Origin of the sequence: Flavobacterium sp. CF108, from assembly GCF_900129795.1 — a bacterium.
In the GTDB taxonomy this organism is placed as follows: domain Bacteria; phylum Bacteroidota; class Bacteroidia; order Flavobacteriales; family Flavobacteriaceae; genus Flavobacterium.
In genome coordinates this window covers 235598-254159 of the sequence record NZ_FQWW01000001.1, presented here as the reverse complement: position 1 = coordinate 254159, position 18562 = coordinate 235598, and the positions used below count along the sequence as shown (strand labels likewise).

Sequence of the window (18562 nt, the reverse complement as noted above, 5' to 3'; positions counted from 1 at the left end):
AAATCCCTATATATCAGATATATAGGGATTTTTCAATTTTAGAAGTGACCTCGACTGGATTCAAACCAGTAACCTTCTGAGCCGTAATCAGATGCGCTATTCAGTTGCGCCACGAGGCCTTTTTGTTTCATTGAGCTAATTTTCGTAGCTTTGTTGAATGCTGTTTGCGGGTGCAAATATAGAGATAAATGCGAGATAAACAAGTAAAAAAATACAGAAAAATAAAAAAAAATGAAGATTGAAAATTATATACGTGATATTCAGGACTTTCCTAAAGAAGGAATTTTATTTAAAGATATCACTCCGCTGTTAAATGACGTTGAAGCGAGGCAAGAATGCTTATCTATTTTGGTAAATTCTTTAAAAGGACAGAAAATTGATAAGATAGTAGGGGCAGAAAGCCGTGGTTTTTTCTTCGGGATGTTATTGGCGCAAGAACTAAATGCTGGATTTATTCCGGTAAGGAAACCTAAAAAGCTGCCTTATGAAACTATTTCAGCTTCATACACATTAGAATATGGAACAGACAGTCTTGAAATGCATACCGACGCTATTCAAAAAGGAGACCGCATATTAATTCACGATGATGTTCTGGCAACTGGCGGAACTGCTAAAGCAGTCTGCGAACTGGTTGAAAAGTTAGGCGGTGAAATTGTACAATGTAATTTTTTAATGGAACTGACTTTCCTTAACGGAAGAGAAAAAATCAAAGAATTTCCAATTTTTGCAGCGCTGTCTTACTAAACAAATACAATTTTATGTTTAACAGCGTACAAAACTAAACCTATTCTCGTTTTTATCTCTAACTTATCAAATAATGATTCCCTGTAACCATCAATGGTTTTTGGGCTTAAACACATTTCTGAGGCGATTTCTTTATACGTCATCTCAGTGCAGGCATGTTTTATAAATACCAGTTCTTTTTCCTTTAAACTGATTTTTTTATTATCGCTGTTTACTTTGTTAACGAGCATTCCCGAAACCAATTCGGTAAAATAAAACCCTTTTTCGATAACACATTCAATAGCTTCTTTAAAAATTTCGGGTGATGTATCTTTCAATAAATAACCTTTTGCACCGTTTGTAATCATTTTTATAATGATTTCTTCATCGTCGTTTACAGAAAGCGCAATTACTTTTAAATTAGGTCTGTTTTCCTTAACCCATTTCATGGTGCTTAAACCGTCTAAAACAGGCATATTAACATCTAATAATACCAAATCGATATTAGTATCCGGATTTTCCTGAAGATAGGAAATAAACAACTTTCCGTTTTCAAATCGCTCGATAACATCGTAGTCTCCAAAACTTTTAATTAAAAGTTCTAATGATTGGGAAAAAAGCTGATGATCGTCGACAATAATAATTTTACTTTTAGTATTCGGTTTCATTGGTGGTATTTAAAGGGTATTCTAAAGTTACGGTTGTTCCTGATGAATCTGATTCCATGATCAATTGCGCTCCAATAAGTTTAGCCCGCAGTTTCATGTTAGTTAATCCTTGCCCGGAATTTGCTTTAAGAGGATCGTAGCCAATTCCGAAATCCTTTAATTTTAGCTGAAAAAGGTCTTCAGTTGTTACAATATTTACTTCGTATAAATCGCTGCGAGAATGCTTTAAGCTATTGTGTAAAGCTTCCTGAAAGATTCGGTAAATGAACAAATCATGTTCTTCGGTTATCTTCGGAATTTCTCCTGTCAAATTATACCGGTACTGAATTTTTCTAAGTTTTTTTATACGTATTAAATCCTGTTTTATAGCTTCAATAAAGTTGCTTTGCAGTAAATTATCTTTATTAATAATGCGCGATAAAATTCTGAGTTCGTCAAGTGCTTTTGCAAGTACATTTTTAAGGTCTTTTAATTCTTCTACCTCAATACTATTACTGCTTATAGACATATTGAGCTGCATAATTCCAACCGATATAATCTGGCCAATATTATCATGAAGTTCTTTACTGATTTCAGAAAGCGTCTGATCTTTAATTTCGATTCGGGTTTTTACCAATTCCGATTGGAAATACATTTCAGATTCCATTTTTTCGACCAGATAGCTGTTCTTCTTCTTTAAAAAATAAAAGAAAAGTACAAGTACAACGGCCAGTAAAGTAAAAAAAACAATACCTAATGAAATTACTAATAGTTGTATTTCTTTTCGCTCCATAAAAAACCTATAATATAACAACTATGTGCTAAAAAATTTAAGATGAACAATACTAAACTAAATACTGATTCGTCTTGTTTAATAAGAAACCAATTGATGGCTAACATAAAAGGTGTAAAAGGAACGTGGAAAACCAATATTCCTAAAATGTACCAGAAAAAAACAGATCGTTTGAAATTTAAAATTTTGTCTGAATTAAAAATCTCCACCAAATATAAGCAGGATAATATTAATACTAACATTACTCCTATGGCAAAACTGTATGTAAAGGAACGATTTGTATCTTCTTTAAAATAAATTATGTTTAAAAAGAAAGAAACAATAAACAGAATTAAAAAGAAAACTGCCGTCATCCTGTAATTTATCTTCGACAAAAGACTTCGGATCAGTAATATATAGGCAGAAAAGCTGACAAACATATAGAAATTATAAACATAATAATTTAATAAGCCTGTCAAATAGGTAAAATAATATCCCACTAATTCTATTAGTGCAGAAAAAAAGATTAAAATTACTAAAAATTTAGCTTTATTACCAGGTAATTTATGCATTGAAATTAATCCGATGCCTCCTGATAATAAAGCTAAATAAATGATATACGATCTTAAAAATTCAAACATAGTTTTTATTAATAGATTAAGCTTGGCGGTCTGCCGATATTACCGTAATTCATAGGTTCAAGACTTTGAATATCAGCTGGAGCTGATTCTTGCACCATTGCAAAACTTTGAACTTTTGCGGTATTATCTTCAACTTTTTTTCCTGTTGGAACCAAGAATAAGGTTGTTAATCCGGCTTTGTCGCCATGTTGTTCATCATCTGGATATACACCAAAATAAAAACGTATTCCATCTACGTTATATCCGTCTTTTGCGCCATTGGTTTTAATATAATGTATGTAACTTTCTAAAGCTTCTAATGAATACCAAATAGCGTTTGCATCTTCTTTTTTAGCACGTTTACCAGTTAAGGATGCAGCTTTTTTATTGTTGTAGTTAACATTTAATTGTTTTGCAAATTCTTTCGATATTAACTGATTCGGTTTTGCGGGTGGATTTTTCATTGTTATTTTTAATTTAATTGGTTAATGGTTGTTTACAGTTTTTTTAATTGTAGCGACAAAATTATTTGATGCCTAAAAACAATACAAGGGGAAAAATACCCTTTTTTCTACAGTAAAATTATCTAAAAAAACGGGTTAAAATACGGCTTAATACTATTTTGTAATTAAATAATTTTACGATGTCAATTTTTAGGAATAAAAATCGATGCTAAAAGCACATAAACAGCAGTAAAGAAAATTCTTTCAGCAGAAAAGACAGAGTGAAAATTTATAACTAACAATCAATAATTAAGATTATGAGTTATTTAGTCAATCAAATGGTAAATACTTTATCTAATAAAGTACTTCGTCTGGAAAGAGCAAACAGCGACAGGGATTACTCTGGCGGAGGCTGGTATGAAGAAATAAAATACGCTATTTATTTGTATTCAGATTTTAGTGCGGTTTATTTTAAAGAATCTTTTAGAAGTGTTTCCGGCGGCGGTTTGTACGCGCCAAGTGAATCTTCTCAAAAAGATACAGGAAAATGGAATGTAAGTGAAGAATACGGAAGAATATATCTTGAACTCCTATTTGATGACAATTCACGTCAAAAATTAGAAACTGAAAATCTTGGGACAGGCATTCAGAAACTGGGGGATCAAATTTGGAGTAGATATTTAATTAGTTAGTGTTTTTGTTTTTTGGTGTTTAGGGTTTCAGGCTTGGCAGCTTGTTAATACACCGCAAAGTCCGCAAAGGATTGCGTAAAGAAGGAAATGTTTTGAAGATGTGGGTCAACAAAAACTTTCAATAAACTTTGTGAAATTCTTTGCGAATTTTATGGTAAAACAATACTCAGGCAACCACCTGAAACCTGAAACTTGAAAAAAACATGAAACTTGAAACATGAAACAAAAAAATAAACCCGACAAGTATAAAACCTGTCGGGTTTGTTATTTAATAACTTCAAGATTTATCTTAAGCTTGCGCCAAGTTCAGTTTCAAAAGTCTGTTGTAATTTAGACATGATTTTATCAATCTGAGCATCAGTAAGTGTTTTTGTATTATCTTGGATTGTAAAGCTTAAAGCATACGATTTTTTTCCTTCCGGAAGTTTATCGCCTTGATATACATCAAATAAATTAATGTCTTTTAAAAGTGCTTTTTCCGTTTGTCTCGCTAAGTTAAAAATACTTTCGTAAGTAGTTTTCTCATCGATTAACAAAGCTAAATCTCTGCGAACTTCAGGGTATTTAGGAATTTCAGTATACTTAATTTTTCCTGTAATGATTTTTAAGATTAAATCCCAGTTGAAATCAGCATAATAAACATCTTGTTTAATTCCGAAATGCTTTAAAATCGATTTCTTAACAACTCCCATTTCCACTAACGTATCATTGTTGTAGCAAATAGAAGTTCCTTCTGAGAAAACATCAGATTGAACCGGAGCATTCGAAATTTTTTCAATTCCTAAACGAGCCAAAATACCTTTTACATAACCTTTCAACAAGAAGAAATCAGTTCCTTTTTGCGGCGTTGTCCAGCTTTCTTTATTTCTGTTTCCAGAAATAGACAAAGTTAAATGTTTGTGTTCTTCGTAACCGTTTAGGTATTTGTGATAAGATTTTCCGAATTCAAATAATTTTAAATCAGAATTTCTTCTATTGATATTGTATGAAATCGCTTCAAGTGCAGAAAACAACAACGATTGACGCATTGTCGATAAATCACTGCTTAAAGGATTTAGCATTGTAACGTTATGTTCTTCTTTTAAAACAGTCGATAATTTTGCATACGCAGCCGTTGTTAAAGAGTTTGCCATCATTTCATGAAAACCTTGAGAGTTTAATTGAGAAGCGATAACATTTTGTACTTTATAATCTTCTGTTCTTGGAGAATTAGCTACCGTAGCATTGAATTTTTTAGAAAACTCAATATTGTTGTAACCATAAACTCTTAGAATTTCTTCTATAACATCAATTTCTCTTTGAACGTCAACACGATACGCAGGAATAGTTAAACCTAATCCTGTATCAGAAACGCTGTTTACTTTAATATCTAAAGAAACCAGGATTTTTTTGATGGTATCTTTTGGAATTTCCTGTCCGATGATTTTAGAAACGTGGCTGAAATTCAATAAAACCGAAAAATCTTCTACTTTTTTAGGATAAACCTCTACAACATCACAAGTAATTTTTCCACCCGCAACTTCCTGAATTAAGATAGCTGCACGTTTTAAAGCATATTCTGTAATAGTTGGGTCAATTCCTCTTTCAAATCTAAAAGAAGCATCTGTATTCAATTGATGTCTTTTTGCTGTTTTACGAACGCTTACAGCATCAAAATAAGCACTTTCTAAGAATATAGAAGTTGTTCCATCTGTAACTCCGGATTTTTTTCCTCCAAAAACTCCTGCAATACAAAGCGGTCCTTTTTCGTCGCAAATCATTAAATCCTCAGCATGCAATGTTCTTTCAACATCATCAAGAGTGGTAAATTTTGTTCCTTCAGGTAATGTTTTTACAATTACTTTTCCGGTAATTTTTGCAGCGTCAAAAGCATGAAGCGGCTGTCCTAATTCGTGTAAAACATAATTAGTAACATCGACAATATTATTTTTTGGAGTTAAACCAATCGATTTTAAACGATCCTGAAGCCATTTTGGAGATTCGTGAACCGTAATTCCTGAAATCGTTACGCCACAATATCTTGGTGCTAAAGCTGGTTCTTCAACATTAACATCAATTTTAAGCGTACGCATATCAACTCTAAAATTGCTTACAGATGGCGTAATCAATTCTACGTTTATACCTCTTTGAAGCATTCCGGCTCTTAAATCACGTGCTGTACCAAAGTGACTCATCGCATCGGCACGGTTTGGCGTTAAACCAATTTCGAAAACTTCATCATCTGCAATTTGAAAAACTTCAGAAGCTTTAGTTCCCGGAACCAAATTTTCATCCAGAACCATAATTCCGTCGTGACCAGTACCAAGACCTAATTCATCTTCGGCACAAATCATTCCGTGGCTTTCCTGTCCGCGAATTTTACCTTTTTTAATAGTAAATTCAACACCTTCTTTATCATATAAAACGGTTCCAATAGTTGCAACAGGAACTTTTTGTCCCGCAGCCACGTTTGCAGCACCGCATACAATTTGCACAGGAGCTTCTAAACCAATATTTACTGTAGTAATGTTTAATCGGTCAGCATCAGGATGTTTTTCGCAGGTAAGTACATGTCCTACAACAACTCCTTCTAATCCGCCTTTAATAGACTGGTATTTCTCAACAACTTCAACTTCAAGACCCAGATCTGTCAATAATTCAGAAGTTTGCTCAGATGTCCAATCCGTTTTAATGAATTGTTTTAACCAGTTATAAGATATTTTCATGTTAGTTTTATTCTTTTATCAGGATACAAATATAAGGATTGAGAATTGTAGTAAGAAAGAATTTATTTGGTTTTTCTCCCTTAAAACATCTGTTTAGCTCAAAATAGTATGTTATTCTTTTGATTTTTAGCTTGTTTAAATCAATTCTTCAATATGTTTTTTGATGTTTTCAGAAATCTTTCTTGTTGGAAGATCATTTTCATCATCTCCAAACGGATCTTCAATTTCCTCAGCAATAAGCTCCAAACTCGCTAAAACATAAAATATAAAAACGACAACCGGCGCTACAAAATAGCCCAAACTAATAGAATATCCAAACGGAAGTGTCATGGTATAAAAGAAGATAAATTTCTTGATAAAAGCGCTGTAAGAGTAGGGAATAGGCGTGTTTTTGATACGCTCGCACGCACCGCAAATATCTGTAAACGACTGCAATTCATTATTTAAAATGATTAATTGATCGCCTGTAATTTTCTTTGCATCATATAAATCATTGATTTTATGATACATGATTCTTTTTAGCTGATTGGGTTTGTGTTTATGATGGTCTATTTCTAAATCAACATCTTCAAAAAGCTGTTTACTCGTATCAGCATCTTTTAAATGTTTGTGCAGAATATCAGCATACAACGGGATGAATTTTCTAAAGAAACTCCTGTCGTTTTCGTCTTTTAAAATAGCCGACAGTTTTATAGCCAGATTACGGCTGCTGTTTACCAAACCTCCCCAAAGTTTACGTCCTTCCCACCAGCGGTCATAAGCGGTATTTGTTCTAAAAACCAGTAATAACGAAATGACAAAACCAAGCATTCCGTGCATAATAGGAATGTTGTGGATGTAATCGTTTTTGCCAACTTTAAAGTATTCAACTTCCAGATACCCAACGGTTGCGGCATAAATACCAATCGCAAGCATGATTGGTAAAAGTTTTCTAACGGTATCTGATTTATGAAAATGGAATATGAACGTAAACCATTCTTTGGTATTATAAGAGATCATCTAAGTTTGTTTTGAAACAAATTTAGTTTAAAAATTAATATTTCCAGCTAATTCTTTTAAGGCAATTTCAGATAATTTTGCTTCGTATTGTGCGTTGCTGTAGCGAACTTTTGCGTTTACATAATTGAGCTGAGCCGTTCTAAAATCAATGGTTGTGATAGTTCCTATTCTGAATTTATCTAAAGTAATTTCTAAATTTTGTCTCGCGATCGCTTCGTTATTTTCCTCTAAATCAATTAATTCTAAATTGGTTAAATACGTTTGAAAAGCTGTGCTTAATTGCGTATTCAAAATCATATTTTGCTGATCGATAGCGATTTGAGAATTTTCGATTTGAAGTTTGGCAACTTTTTCATTTCGATGCTGATTAAATCCGTCAAAAATATTCATCGAAGCATTAAAACCGTAGGTAAAACCTCTTGAAGAGTTTTCGCTTGTAAATCCTAAACTCGACTGACTTTCAGAAAAATTATAACCCGAAGTTAAATTTACAGTTGGATATCGGCTTGCTTTTACTTGTTTCAGCTGTAATTCGGCAATACGTTTATTGATGATTTGTGATTCTAAAGCCGGATTTTGTTTTTGCGCCAAATTCATTAAATCGGCTAAAACCAGTTTTTCATCAACAGTAACTACATCAGTTACTTTGAAATTAATTTTAGGATCACGCGCTAAATATTGGTTCAATAATATTTTGGCATTAGCATACGATTCTTTTTGTCTTAATAAAGTAACCTGATCTGTATTTAAATCAACCTGAGCATTTAAAACTTCTAATTTTGAAGCTTTACCAATGGTGAAACGATTTTGTGCCAATTCTACTCTTTGTTTTGAAATTACGATTGTAGTGTCTAAAGCCGCTAATTGATGCTGCTGCTGTACTAAATCATAATAAGCAGAATTTACCTGACCAATTTTTATGAGAATTGTTCTTTTTAATTCGGCATCGCCTAATTTTTGAAGTTCTTTTAACTGATCGTATCTGGCAAACATTCTCATTCCGTCAAAAACCGTCCAGCCTAAGCTGACTCCATACGTTAAATTGTTGTTTTTTGCATTGTTTAATGTAGTTGATGTTCCATCCTGACGCACCTGAGTTGAGTTTGTAACACTATTGTTATCTACAATATTAGCTGTAGCGGTTGGCAGTAAACCTGCGTTTCCAATAGTAACATTTGTTTCACTTATTGTTGAATTATTTTTGGCAATTTTAATTTCAAAATTATTTTCTAAAGCGATTTTCATTGCTTCTTCAATAGTCAAAACTTCCTGTGCATTTGTTTTAACAATGCAAAAGAACAGAACTATTAAAGTGCAGTATATATTCTTAATATTCATATTATTTTTCTTTTGCCGTGAATTCACAAATTTTATTAATTAATTTGTGAGTTTATGGTCAATAAATATTTATTTACTTTCTTTTTCGTACTCGTCGATACGATCAAATTCAGGATAATGTTTTCTGGCTTTAGACCACATAAAATAGATCGCCGGAATCACAAAAAGAGTCAGCGCCAAAGAGAAAATAGTTCCTCCCACAATTACAACTCCCATACCAATTCTACTGGTAGAAGCGGCTCCAAGTGACATTGCAATTGGTAATGCTCCTAATGCAATCGCTAAACTCGTCATTAAAATAGGACGTAAACGTGCTTCTGATGCTTCAAGAATAGCTTCCATTTTTGGCTTGCCCTGTTCGCGTAACTGATTGGCAAATTCGACAATCAAAATACCATTTTTCGTAACCAGACCAATAAGCATTACGGTTCCAATCTGGCTGAAAATATTCCATGTCTGGTTGAATAACCAAAGTGAGAATAAAGCTCCCGCAACCGCCATTGGTACTGTTAAAATGATAATAAACGGATCGATAAAACTTTCAAACTGTGCGGCAAGAATCAGGAAAATCAACAATAAAGCTAATCCAAATGCAAAAGAAGTATTCGAGCTGCTCTCCACAAAATCTCGCGATTCTCCACTCAAATCTGTTGTAAAACTGTCGTTTAAAACTTTAGCTTTAATTCTGTCCATTTCCTGAATACCATCGCTGATACTTTTTCCCGGTGCTAAACCTGCAGAAACAGTTGCAGACATGTAACGATTGTTGTGATACAATTGCGGCGGATTACTTTGTTCGACAACATTCACAACGTTGTCCATTTGAATTAATTGTCCGCTTTTGTTTTTCACAAACATCGAAGTTAAATCCAGCGGTTTTGATCTGTCTTTTTGATCAAACTGACCAATAACCTGATATTGTTTTCCGTTTTTAATGAAATATCCAAAACGCTGTCCGCTTAACGAAAGCTGTAAAGTCTGTGCAATATCTAAAATCGAAATCCCTAAACTTTCTGCTTTTGCACGGTCAATACTTACGTTGATTTCAGGTTTGTTGAATTTCAGGTTAACATCGGTAGTAGAGAAAACATCACTTTTACCCACTTCATCCATAAAAACCGGAATCTTTTCTTTTAGTTTTTCAAAATTCGGGGCCTGAATAATATATTGAATTGGTAAACCACCACGTCTGTTTACGGCAATTGTAGGCTGCTGTGTTACAGAAGTTTTGGCATTAGGATATTGTTTTGTCCATTTTGTTAATTCGTCTGCAATATCTTTTTGAGATTTTTTTCTTTCGTCGACATCTTTTAATGCAAGTCTCACTAATCCGCTGTTAACAGAATTTGAGCTAAATCCGGGAGACGTAATTACTAAACTTACTTTTTTCTCGGGAATCGAATCATCAATTAATTTTGAGATTTCCTGCATAAAGCGGTCTGTATATTCGTATGAAGATCCTTCGGGAGTTGTCATACGCATGGTTACAGCACTTCTGTCATCATAAGGAGCGGTTTCTTTTGGAAGAATGGTAAAGAATAAATAAATTAATCCAAAACAAACAATTAAAATAGGGAAACTAATCCATTTTTTGTCCATGAATTTGGTTAAAGCTTCAGCATAACCGCTGTTCATTTTTTCAAAAAATGGTTCTGTTTTAATATAGAATTTAGATTTTTTCTGTTCGCCGCCTTTCATTAAATACGCATTTAACATTGGCGTTAAAGTCAATGATACAAAGGCAGAAATTAATACCGCTGCACCAATTACAACTCCAAATTCCCTAAAGAGTCGACCAACGAAACCTTCTAAGAAAATTACAGGTAAAAATACCGCCGCAAGTGTTACCGAAATCGAAATTACGGCATAGAAAATTTCATTTGAACCTTTAATTGCAGCTTCAATAGGAGACATTCCTTCTTCGACTTTTTTGAAGATATTTTCGGTAACTACAATTCCGTCATCCACAACCAAACCTGTTGCTAAAACGATGGCTAATAAGGTTAATACGTTGATGGAGAACCCGAAAAGCCACATGATAAAGAAAGTAGCAATTAACGAAACCGGAATATCAATTAAAGGCCTGAACGCAATTGCCCAGTCTCTAAAGAATAAATAAATAATAATGATTACCAGAATAATCGAAATTCCTAAAGTTTCGGCAACTTCAAGTACTGATTTCTTTACGAAAATAGTATTGTCAAGTGCGATATTCAGTTTAATATCTTTTGGAAGATCTTTTTTAAGTGCTTCGTATTTTTTGTAAAACTCTTTTGAAATATCTAAATAGTTGGCTCCCGGCATTGGCACAATTGCCAAACCAATTAATGGAAGTCCAGACTGACTTAGTTTTGTTTCTAAATTTTCAGGTCCTAATTCTGCACCGCCCACATCGCTTAAACGAACGATTTTGTCTCCGTCGGTACGAATGATAATATTGTTGAATTCTTCGGCTTTAGATAAATTACCAATTGTTTTTACTGTTAATTCGGTGTTGTTTCCTGTCAGTTTTCCCGAAGGCAATTCGACGTTTTGTGCGTTTAGTGCAGCTCGAACTTCGGCAACCGTACATCCGTAGGCCGTTAATTTTACTGGATCAATCCATAAACGCATGGCGTAACGTTTTTGTCCCCAAATTTGCACTCCGCTCACACCCGGAATTGTCTCTAATCGCTGTGAAATAACATTTTCGGCATAATCACTTAATTCTAAAGAACTTCTGGTATCACTTTGAACGGTCATCGAAATAATCGCGTCACTATCAGCATCGGCTTTCGATACAACCGGAGGAGCATCAATATCCTGCGGTAAACTTCTAATGGCTTGCGAAACTTTATCACGAACGTCGTTTGCAGCTTCTTCTAAATCTTTGTCAAGATTAAATTCGATGGTAATATTACTGCTTCCCTGATTGCTGGAAGAAGTAATATTTCGTATTCCGTCAATAGCATTTACAGCTTTTTCAAGCGGTTCTGTAATCTGCGATTCTATAATGTCGGCATTTGCACCTGTGTAACTTGTTCTGATGGAAACCTGCGCAGGATCGATTGAAGGAAATTCTCGCACACCCAAAAAAGTATAACCAATAAAACCGAATAATATGATTAATAAATTCAGTACAATGGTTAAAACAGGTCTTCTTATACTTGTAGTTGATAAACTCATGTTTGATTTTAGATTGTTGATTTTAGATTTCAGATTTATGCTAAATCTTACTGCTCTTTAAATCTATATTCAAGTCTTACGACTTTGGACTTTATGACTTTCAGCTTTATGACTATTTTACTTTAACTTTAATTGGTGCTTCATTTTTTAAAGACATAACACCGCTTGTAATCAAAGTATCTCCGGCTTTTAATCCTGATAAAATCAAAATAGAAGCATCAGTTCTTGTGGTTGCATCAACCATAACTTCTTTGGCTTTGCCCATATCTGCAATAAAAACTTTTTTACCGTCCTGAACAGGTATGATAGCCTGAGAAGGTACAACTATAGCATCTTTAATAATATTTAAGGGTAATTTTACATCGGCAAAAGTTCCAGGGAAAAGTTTTCCGTCTGTATTATCTGCAATAGCGCGAATTTGTAATGTACGTGTTGCAACGGCAATTTCTGGCTCGATTGCGTAAATTTTTGCTGTATAAGTTTTATCAGATCCTGAAACATTAAAATCGATTGATGAACCAGATTTTACCTGTGCTGCATATTTCTCCGGAATTGAAAATGTAATTTTTAATTTTCCTGTATTAACCAATTTTGCAACTACAATTGTTGGTGTAATATAAGTCCCCGGTGAAATAGAACGTAAACCTACTTTTCCAGAAAATGGTGCTTTTACAGAAGTTTTAGATATTTGGGCTCTAATTAATTGACTTTGTGCTTGTGCGGAAGCATAATCTGCTCTTGCAACATCTGCTTCTTCCTGACTGATGGCTTCTTTTTGAAGTAAAAGTTTTGCTCTTCTTTCATTTTCTGCAGCCAAGCCTTCTCTGGTTACAGCTTGTCTTAATTGTGCTTTTAATTCAATGTCGTTTACTTTAAAAAGTACCTGACCTTTATTCACATAAGTTCCTTCATTAAAATAAATACCTTCTACAATTCCCGAAACTTCACTGTGAATCTCAATTTGTTCGTTTGCTTCGATTGAACCAGATAATGATAAGTTGTTATCAAAAGTCGAAGTTTTAACTACAAGTCCGGTTACAGTTGTTGGTTTATCTTTATCGCCAAATTTTTTTGATTCGTCATTTTTGCCTTTGTTGGATATTATTCGGTAAGTAATAAATCCTCCTAAAACGATGATGATCAAGGCGTAGATTAGGTGTTTTAATTTCATAAAATTTAGGTGAATGTTTTTTTGTTGTATGTTTTTATGCAACTAGCAAATTTAACTTTTTGTGTTGAAACCAAAAGGCGTTAGCTTTTATTTAACACTTGGATCACAATAATTTCAAATCGTTTTCATGAGCTATAATTGCAAAAGTTTGCTTTTAGACATCTCTTTTAAGAAAAGGTTTAAATGTAAATGTTACTTTTTTTAATAATTCTTAACAGTTTTTAAGGTTTTTTTATGTATGTACCTTGTAATCAAGTACATGTGTTTTAGTTAGTGTGAAAATGAAAATTCATGATTTTAATTTTTCTCCTTCTTCATCTCTAATGATTTCTGCCCTTTCATAATTTTTTACGCATTTGTCCGATTTTTTTTGCAGTTTATCGAATTTATTTGTAACATTACTATGTTAAACAAAATGTCAATTTTACCAATAATACTCATAAAATGGTGTAGGATTATTAGTTAAAATAATGAGTTAGGTGTAGTTTTTTGATGTTTTTACAGAAATTATTTAATAATTATATTAACAAGTGTTTATATTTTTTATTCTTAATTACTAAAAAAATAATATATGAAGAAAAAATTACTCTTAGCTTTATGGTTTACACTTTTATTATTTTCAATTGGCTATCTTTTTTGGCAGAATGAATTCAAGTATAGTCTGCCAACGCCAATTCCGAAGAATTATCATGCTATAGCAATGGGTGCCAAAATTGATTTGTCGCAATGCTGTGCATTTGATAACAAACCTGTTTTTTTTCACTTCTTTAATCCGGATTGTCCCTGTTCGCGCTTCAATGTGCCGCATGTGAGTGATTTGATTAAAAAATATGGCGATAAAGTCAATTTTAAAATTGTGGTGTTAAACAAAAAAAAGACTTTTTCTATCGAAGAAATCCAGCAAAAATTTGGAGCAGTAATTCCTGTTTATTTTGATGAAGGCATAGCTCAAAAATGCGGCGTGATTTCGACCCCACAGGCTGTTCTTTTAGATGCTGATCATAATTTATATTATCGAGGTAATTACAATAAAACAAGATATTGCACAGATGCTGAAAGTAATTACGCCCAAATGGCGATCGATGCGCTGTTAAAACAAAATAATTTGCCCTCATTTAATGCTTTAGCTCTTAGAGCTTACGGATGTACATTACCAAATTGCACTAAATAAAATCTATCACTAACTAAAATTTTTAAACCTATGAAAACAAAAGCCAGTTTAAATGAGCAAGATTATCTGCACAGTTTTATGTCGACTATGACGCAAAAATCAGATATCATTATTAATTATGTTCTAGCCGTTTATTTTCTTCTCGGGATTGGATTATCCTTTAAATATGATACATTCGAAATTGGAGTAGGAGTTGGAACGCTGAACCTTTTGGCATATTATTCGGCCAAGTTTTTTGTAAAGAATTCTAAATTTTATCAATATGTCTTGTCGGTTGTACTGGCAATATTTATGGCGCAGTATATTTACCAAATGCACGGTTTATTCGAAATGCACTTTACGGTTTTCATTGCGAGTACTATTTTAATTATTTATCAAAACTGGAAACTGCAGATCCCGTTAACACTTTTGGTTGTGCTGCATCACGCTGGTTTGGCTTATTTGCAAAACTACGTTTATAATGATGCTAACGGACTTCAGGTTTATTTCTCTCAGGTAAATTTCGATTTAGAAACACTAATAATTCATACTATTTTGGCCGCTGTCGTATTTTTTATGAATGGCTATTGGGCTTATTATTTTAAAGAACACAGCCATAATCATATTTCTAAAATTTCTGATGAATATGAATTAGAAAACATGAAGCTGGCTTCTGCCAAATACAGTTCATTGTCGGCTACAAAAGAATACAACGATTTTATCCACAGAACAACTTTGGATTTAAAACTTCCGGTAAATTCTGTTTTAAAATTAATCGATGTTTCAAAAGGGCATACGGATAATGATAAGCTTTTGACGTATTTGGATATGATGCGTGAAAGTGCCAAAAAAATTGATGATTTAGTAAATGATATTCATGTAAAATCGACTAATACCAGAAATTAAAAACTGTAAAAATCAACTACTCAGTGCCAGCGTTTTTACACGCACAATCAACCATTTATTAATTATTAGCAGCAAATTTATGGATACGAGATTTAACCGTCCTACGCCTTCTGACAGAGAAGTCGATTGGAATAAAAATAAAGTATTACTTAGTAAAACAGATAAAAACGGAACAATTCTTTATGCCAATGAAGATTTTATAGATGTCTCAGGATATGATGAATTTGAACTTGTAGGACAGCCTCACAATATTGTGAGGCATCCTGATATGCCAAAAGTTATTTTTAAATTCTTGTGGGACAGTATTAAATCAAGTGAAAACATTCATGTTATTATAAAAAACATGGCAAAAACCGGCCGTTATTACTGGGTTGTAACCGATTTTAAAATTATTTCCGATGCTGATGGAGATATTGTAGGCTATTTTGGAACCAGAAAATCTGTTCCTGAACCTCTCATCACAAAATTTATTGAACCATTATATAAAAAGCTATTACAAATAGAAGAAGCCAGCGGTCTAATTGCTTCCGAAGAATATTTGATTGGCTTTTTAGAAGAGCGAAAAAAGACATATATGGAATATATAGACCATTTAATCGCTACAGGAAAAGATGATAAAAATAAAGTAAGCAAAGGCTTATTCAGCGGTTTATTTGATAAAACACCGCCCAAAAAATAATTTAATAAATATGCTTCATTGCGTCGTCGTAATATTCAATTCAAAGTTTGCTCCCCAACAAATCTAATCACCTGAATATTTAAAACTTATTGATGCAGTGGAGTGTATTTTTTTTGAAGGTACAAAGGTTCAAAGTGACAAAGTTTTTATGTTTCATAAGCCTTCGACTTCGCTCAGGATGACATTCGTCAAGTTAAAACCTCTAAACCTTTATCACTTTGTCACTTTGAACCTTTGTATCTTTGAACCTTACGAAATATAATTCCAAATATTTTTCTTCTTAGTCAATTCGATAAATACCATTTTCAAAATAGCATGTTCCGGTTTTTGAAGCGGAGCATCTTCTTTTAAAATTTTTAAGGCGTAGTTTCGTGCCAAAGATAAAATGTCACGATCGCGGACAATATCAGCGATTTGAAGATTTAAAACACCACTTTGCTGCGTTCCCATTAAATCTCCGGGGCCGCGAAGTTTTAAGTCCACTTCGGCGATTTCGAAACCGTCGTTCGTTTGAACCATCGTTTCCATTCTGGTTTTACTATCGGCGCTTAATTTGTGGCTTGTCATTAGAATACAATAGCTCTGTTCCGCGCCACGGCCCACACGTCCGCGTAGCTGATGCAGTTGTGAGAGACCAAAACGTTCGGCACTTTCGATAATCATAACGCTGGCATTTGGCACATTTACACCAACCTCGATTACAGTTGTTGCGACCATAATATTGGTTTTTCCTTCAGAAAAACGTTTCATTTCAGCATCTTTATCGGCAGGTTTCATTTTTCCGTGCAGAATTGAAATCGAATATTGCGGCAGCGGAAAATCTCTTGAAATACTTTCATAACCGTCCATTAAATCCTTATAATCCATTTTTTCAGATTCCTGAATTAACGGATATACAATATAAATTTGTCTTCCTTTTGCAATTTCGTCGCGCAGGAATTTCCAGACTTTTAAACGATTAGTGTCAAAACGATGTGCAGTTTCAATAGGTTTTCTTCCCGGCGGTAATTCATCGATTACAGAAATATCTAAATCACCGTATAAACTCATCGCCAAAGTTCTCGGAATTGGCGTTGCTGTCATAACCAAAACGTGAGGCGGAATATCGTTTTTCTTCCACAATTTTGATCGTTGTTCTACACCAAAACGATGCTGCTCGTCAATAACCGCTAAACCTAAACTTTGAAATTTTACTTTATCTTCTAACAAAGCATGAGTTCCAATTAAAATCTGCAGATTCCCGTTTTCCAGTTCTTCATGAATAATTTTCCTTTCAGAAGTTTTAGTCGAACCGGTTAATATTTTTATGTTGATATTTAATGTATTAGCAAATTCAGACAATCCAATAAAATGCTGATTTGCCAGAATTTCTGTCGGCGCCATTAAACATGCCTGAAAACCATTATCAATCGCCAAAAGCATGCTCATAAAAGCAACAATCGTTTTTCCTGATCCAACATCTCCCTGAAGCAATCGGTTCATTTGGGCGTTGCTTCCCATATCTGAACGGATTTCTTTTATAACCCTTTTTTGAGCATTGGTTAAATCAAACGGCAGATGATTTTGATAAAAATGATTAAAAAGTTCACCCACTTTTGTAAACGGATGCCCTTTTATTTTATGTTTTCTAATTAAGTTTTTAGTGATTAATTGTAATTGAATAAAAAACAATTCTTCAAACTTTAATCGAAATTGGGCTTTCGCCAAAGCATCTGCACTTTTTGGAAAATGTATATTAAATAAAGCCGCTCTTTTCGGAATCAGCTTTAACTCGTCAATTAAATAAGCCGGAAAAGTTTCGGTAAACAAAGCCTGAGTTTCAATAAACAATTGCTCCATCATTTTATTGATCGCTCGGTTTGAAATGCCGCGGTTTGTCAGTGTTTCTGTCGATGGATAAACCGGCTGCATAGCAGAACGAAGGCTTTTTTCGTGTTCGCTTAACAATTCAATTTCAGGATGTGCCATACTAAATTGGTTTCCGTATACAGAACATTTCCCAAATATAACAAGCTGTTCGTTTAGTTTTAAACTTTCGCGAATCCATTTATGACCCTGAAACCAGTTCAGTTCAATCATTCCGGTTTCATCAACAAAACTGGCAACTAAACGCTTTTTGTTTTTCGCAAATTCAACCGTTTTTATGTTGATGATTTTTCCAACAATCTGAACCTCAGTTCCTGTATTCTGCAGTTCGTTAATCTTATAATATCGCGTCCTGTCAATATACCGATTAGGGTAAAAATTGACTAAATCTCCGTATTTATGAATCCCTAATTCCTTACGAAGCAATTGACCGCGACTTGGGCCAACACCTTTTAAGTATTCGATAGGAGTTTCGAGGAGATTATTAGACATTTATGAAATTTAGACTTTAGATTTTAGATTGTTGATTTTAGATTTTAGAAGAAAGAATCAAGAAAATAGACTAAAATCTATACTCTATTTTCTTGATTCTATTTTCTATTTTCTTTCAAAAAGCGAAGATAGATTTTAATTACATAATTTGAAAATAGAATGTTTGACAGAATTTAATTTCACGATATTAAGTT

General features: G+C 33.5%; 15 protein-coding genes and 1 tRNA gene. 6 read left to right on the top strand and 10 right to left on the bottom strand.

Annotated elements, in window-relative coordinates; all coding sequences use genetic code 11:
- Window positions 1–45: 45 nt before the first annotated feature.
- A tRNA-Arg gene (locus tag BUE10_RS01180) sits at window positions 46–119 on the bottom strand.
- A 112-nt stretch (window positions 120–231) separates the two neighbouring features.
- Here BUE10_RS01180 and BUE10_RS01175 point away from each other — a divergent pair.
- Window positions 232–744, top strand: coding sequence for an adenine phosphoribosyltransferase (locus tag BUE10_RS01175; RefSeq protein WP_073481379.1), 513 nt, complete (start codon window positions 232–234; stop codon window positions 742–744).
- Here BUE10_RS01175 and BUE10_RS01170 read toward each other — a convergent pair.
- Together BUE10_RS01170 and BUE10_RS01165 are read right to left on the bottom strand one after the other, a co-directional pair.
- A complete protein-coding gene (locus BUE10_RS01170; RefSeq protein ID WP_073481377.1) occupies window positions 741–1391 on the bottom strand; it encodes a response regulator transcription factor in 651 nt (216 codons plus the stop codon). The two genes, BUE10_RS01175 and BUE10_RS01170, sit on opposite strands and share 4 nt — an antisense overlap.
- Window positions 1375–2163, bottom strand: a complete 789-nt coding sequence (locus BUE10_RS01165; RefSeq protein WP_073481375.1) for a sensor histidine kinase — start codon at window positions 2161–2163, stop codon at window positions 1375–1377. Before BUE10_RS01165 ends, BUE10_RS01170 begins: the two co-directional genes overlap by 17 nt.
- 42 nt (window positions 2164–2205) lie before the next feature.
- Between BUE10_RS01165 and BUE10_RS23965 the strand changes: the two genes are divergently transcribed.
- Window positions 2206–2460: a hypothetical protein gene (locus tag BUE10_RS23965; protein WP_159439046.1), complete on the top strand. Its 255-nt coding sequence runs from the start codon at window positions 2206–2208 to the stop codon at window positions 2458–2460.
- A 331-nt stretch (window positions 2461–2791) separates the two neighbouring features.
- Here the strand turns inward: BUE10_RS23965 and BUE10_RS01155 are convergent, their stop codons facing one another.
- Window positions 2792–3226: a hypothetical protein gene (locus tag BUE10_RS01155; RefSeq protein WP_073481372.1), complete on the bottom strand. Its 435-nt coding sequence runs from the start codon at window positions 3224–3226 to the stop codon at window positions 2792–2794.
- Window positions 3227–3522: 296 nt separating this feature from the next.
- Between BUE10_RS01155 and BUE10_RS01150 the strand changes: the two genes are divergently transcribed.
- Window positions 3523–3897, top strand: coding sequence for a hypothetical protein (locus BUE10_RS01150; protein ID WP_073481370.1), 375 nt, complete (start codon window positions 3523–3525; stop codon window positions 3895–3897).
- A 284-nt stretch (window positions 3898–4181) separates the two neighbouring features.
- On the opposite strand, the gene pheT is transcribed toward BUE10_RS01150, so the two are convergent.
- The 5 genes from pheT to BUE10_RS01125 form a co-directional block, all read right to left on the bottom strand.
- Window positions 4182–6602, bottom strand: coding sequence for a phenylalanine--tRNA ligase subunit beta (gene pheT, locus BUE10_RS01145; RefSeq protein WP_073481368.1), 2421 nt, complete (start codon window positions 6600–6602; stop codon window positions 4182–4184).
- A gap of 135 nt (window positions 6603–6737) precedes the next feature.
- Window positions 6738–7601: a bestrophin family protein gene (locus tag BUE10_RS01140; protein ID WP_073481366.1), complete on the bottom strand. Its 864-nt coding sequence runs from the start codon at window positions 7599–7601 to the stop codon at window positions 6738–6740.
- Between the two features lie 27 nt (window positions 7602–7628).
- Window positions 7629–8939: a TolC family protein gene (locus BUE10_RS01135; protein WP_073481364.1), complete on the bottom strand. Its 1311-nt coding sequence runs from the start codon at window positions 8937–8939 to the stop codon at window positions 7629–7631.
- Window positions 8940–9008: 69 nt separating this feature from the next.
- The gene (locus tag BUE10_RS01130) at window positions 9009–12104 is read right to left on the bottom strand and encodes an efflux RND transporter permease subunit (RefSeq protein WP_073481362.1); all 3096 of its coding nucleotides are present in this window, start codon (window positions 12102–12104) and stop codon (window positions 9009–9011) included.
- A gap of 112 nt (window positions 12105–12216) precedes the next feature.
- Window positions 12217–13275, bottom strand: a complete 1059-nt coding sequence (locus tag BUE10_RS01125) for an efflux RND transporter periplasmic adaptor subunit (RefSeq protein ID WP_073482974.1) — start codon at window positions 13273–13275, stop codon at window positions 12217–12219.
- Window positions 13276–13846: 571 nt separating this feature from the next.
- Between BUE10_RS01125 and BUE10_RS01120 the strand changes: the two genes are divergently transcribed.
- From BUE10_RS01120 to BUE10_RS01110, 3 genes are all read left to right on the top strand, one after another.
- Window positions 13847–14446 (top strand): TlpA family protein disulfide reductase, encoded by a 600-nt coding sequence (locus tag BUE10_RS01120; protein ID WP_073481361.1) that lies wholly within the window; start codon window positions 13847–13849, stop codon window positions 14444–14446.
- Window positions 14447–14476: 30 nt separating this feature from the next.
- Window positions 14477–15331: a hypothetical protein gene (locus BUE10_RS01115; protein WP_073481359.1), complete on the top strand. Its 855-nt coding sequence runs from the start codon at window positions 14477–14479 to the stop codon at window positions 15329–15331.
- 79 nt (window positions 15332–15410) lie between these two features.
- Window positions 15411–16010: a PAS domain-containing protein gene (locus BUE10_RS01110; protein ID WP_073481357.1), complete on the top strand. Its 600-nt coding sequence runs from the start codon at window positions 15411–15413 to the stop codon at window positions 16008–16010.
- A 249-nt stretch (window positions 16011–16259) separates the two neighbouring features.
- On the opposite strand, the gene recG is transcribed toward BUE10_RS01110, so the two are convergent.
- Window positions 16260–18368: an ATP-dependent DNA helicase RecG gene (recG, locus tag BUE10_RS01105; RefSeq protein WP_073481355.1), complete on the bottom strand. Its 2109-nt coding sequence runs from the start codon at window positions 18366–18368 to the stop codon at window positions 16260–16262.
- Window positions 18369–18562: the final 194 nt, after the last annotated feature.

What these genes read in the sequence shown, in the direction of transcription:
- BUE10_RS01175 (WP_073481379.1), top strand. Translation starts at nt 232, where the DNA reads ATGAAGATTGAAAATTATATACGTGATATTCAGGACTTTCCTAAAGAA.
- BUE10_RS01170 (WP_073481377.1), bottom strand. Translation starts at nt 1,391, where the DNA reads ATGAAACCGAATACTAAAAGTAAAATTATTATTGTCGACGATCATCAG.
- BUE10_RS01165 (WP_073481375.1), bottom strand. Translation starts at nt 2,163, where the DNA reads ATGGAGCGAAAAGAAATACAACTATTAGTAATTTCATTAGGTATTGTT.
- BUE10_RS23965 (WP_159439046.1), top strand. Translation starts at nt 2,206, where the DNA reads ATGAACAATACTAAACTAAATACTGATTCGTCTTGTTTAATAAGAAAC.
- BUE10_RS01155 (WP_073481372.1), bottom strand. Translation starts at nt 3,226, where the DNA reads ATGAAAAATCCACCCGCAAAACCGAATCAGTTAATATCGAAAGAATTT.
- BUE10_RS01150 (WP_073481370.1), top strand. Translation starts at nt 3,523, where the DNA reads ATGAGTTATTTAGTCAATCAAATGGTAAATACTTTATCTAATAAAGTA.
- pheT (WP_073481368.1), bottom strand. Translation starts at nt 6,602, where the DNA reads ATGAAAATATCTTATAACTGGTTAAAACAATTCATTAAAACGGATTGG.
- BUE10_RS01140 (WP_073481366.1), bottom strand. Translation starts at nt 7,601, where the DNA reads ATGATCTCTTATAATACCAAAGAATGGTTTACGTTCATATTCCATTTT.
- BUE10_RS01135 (WP_073481364.1), bottom strand. Translation starts at nt 8,939, where the DNA reads ATGAATATTAAGAATATATACTGCACTTTAATAGTTCTGTTCTTTTGC.
- BUE10_RS01130 (WP_073481362.1), bottom strand. Translation starts at nt 12,104, where the DNA reads ATGAGTTTATCAACTACAAGTATAAGAAGACCTGTTTTAACCATTGTA.
- BUE10_RS01125 (WP_073482974.1), bottom strand. Translation starts at nt 13,275, where the DNA reads ATGAAATTAAAACACCTAATCTACGCCTTGATCATCATCGTTTTAGGA.
- BUE10_RS01120 (WP_073481361.1), top strand. Translation starts at nt 13,847, where the DNA reads ATGAAGAAAAAATTACTCTTAGCTTTATGGTTTACACTTTTATTATTT.
- BUE10_RS01115 (WP_073481359.1), top strand. Translation starts at nt 14,477, where the DNA reads ATGAAAACAAAAGCCAGTTTAAATGAGCAAGATTATCTGCACAGTTTT.
- BUE10_RS01110 (WP_073481357.1), top strand. Translation starts at nt 15,411, where the DNA reads ATGGATACGAGATTTAACCGTCCTACGCCTTCTGACAGAGAAGTCGAT.
- recG (WP_073481355.1), bottom strand. Translation starts at nt 18,368, where the DNA reads ATGTCTAATAATCTCCTCGAAACTCCTATCGAATACTTAAAAGGTGTT.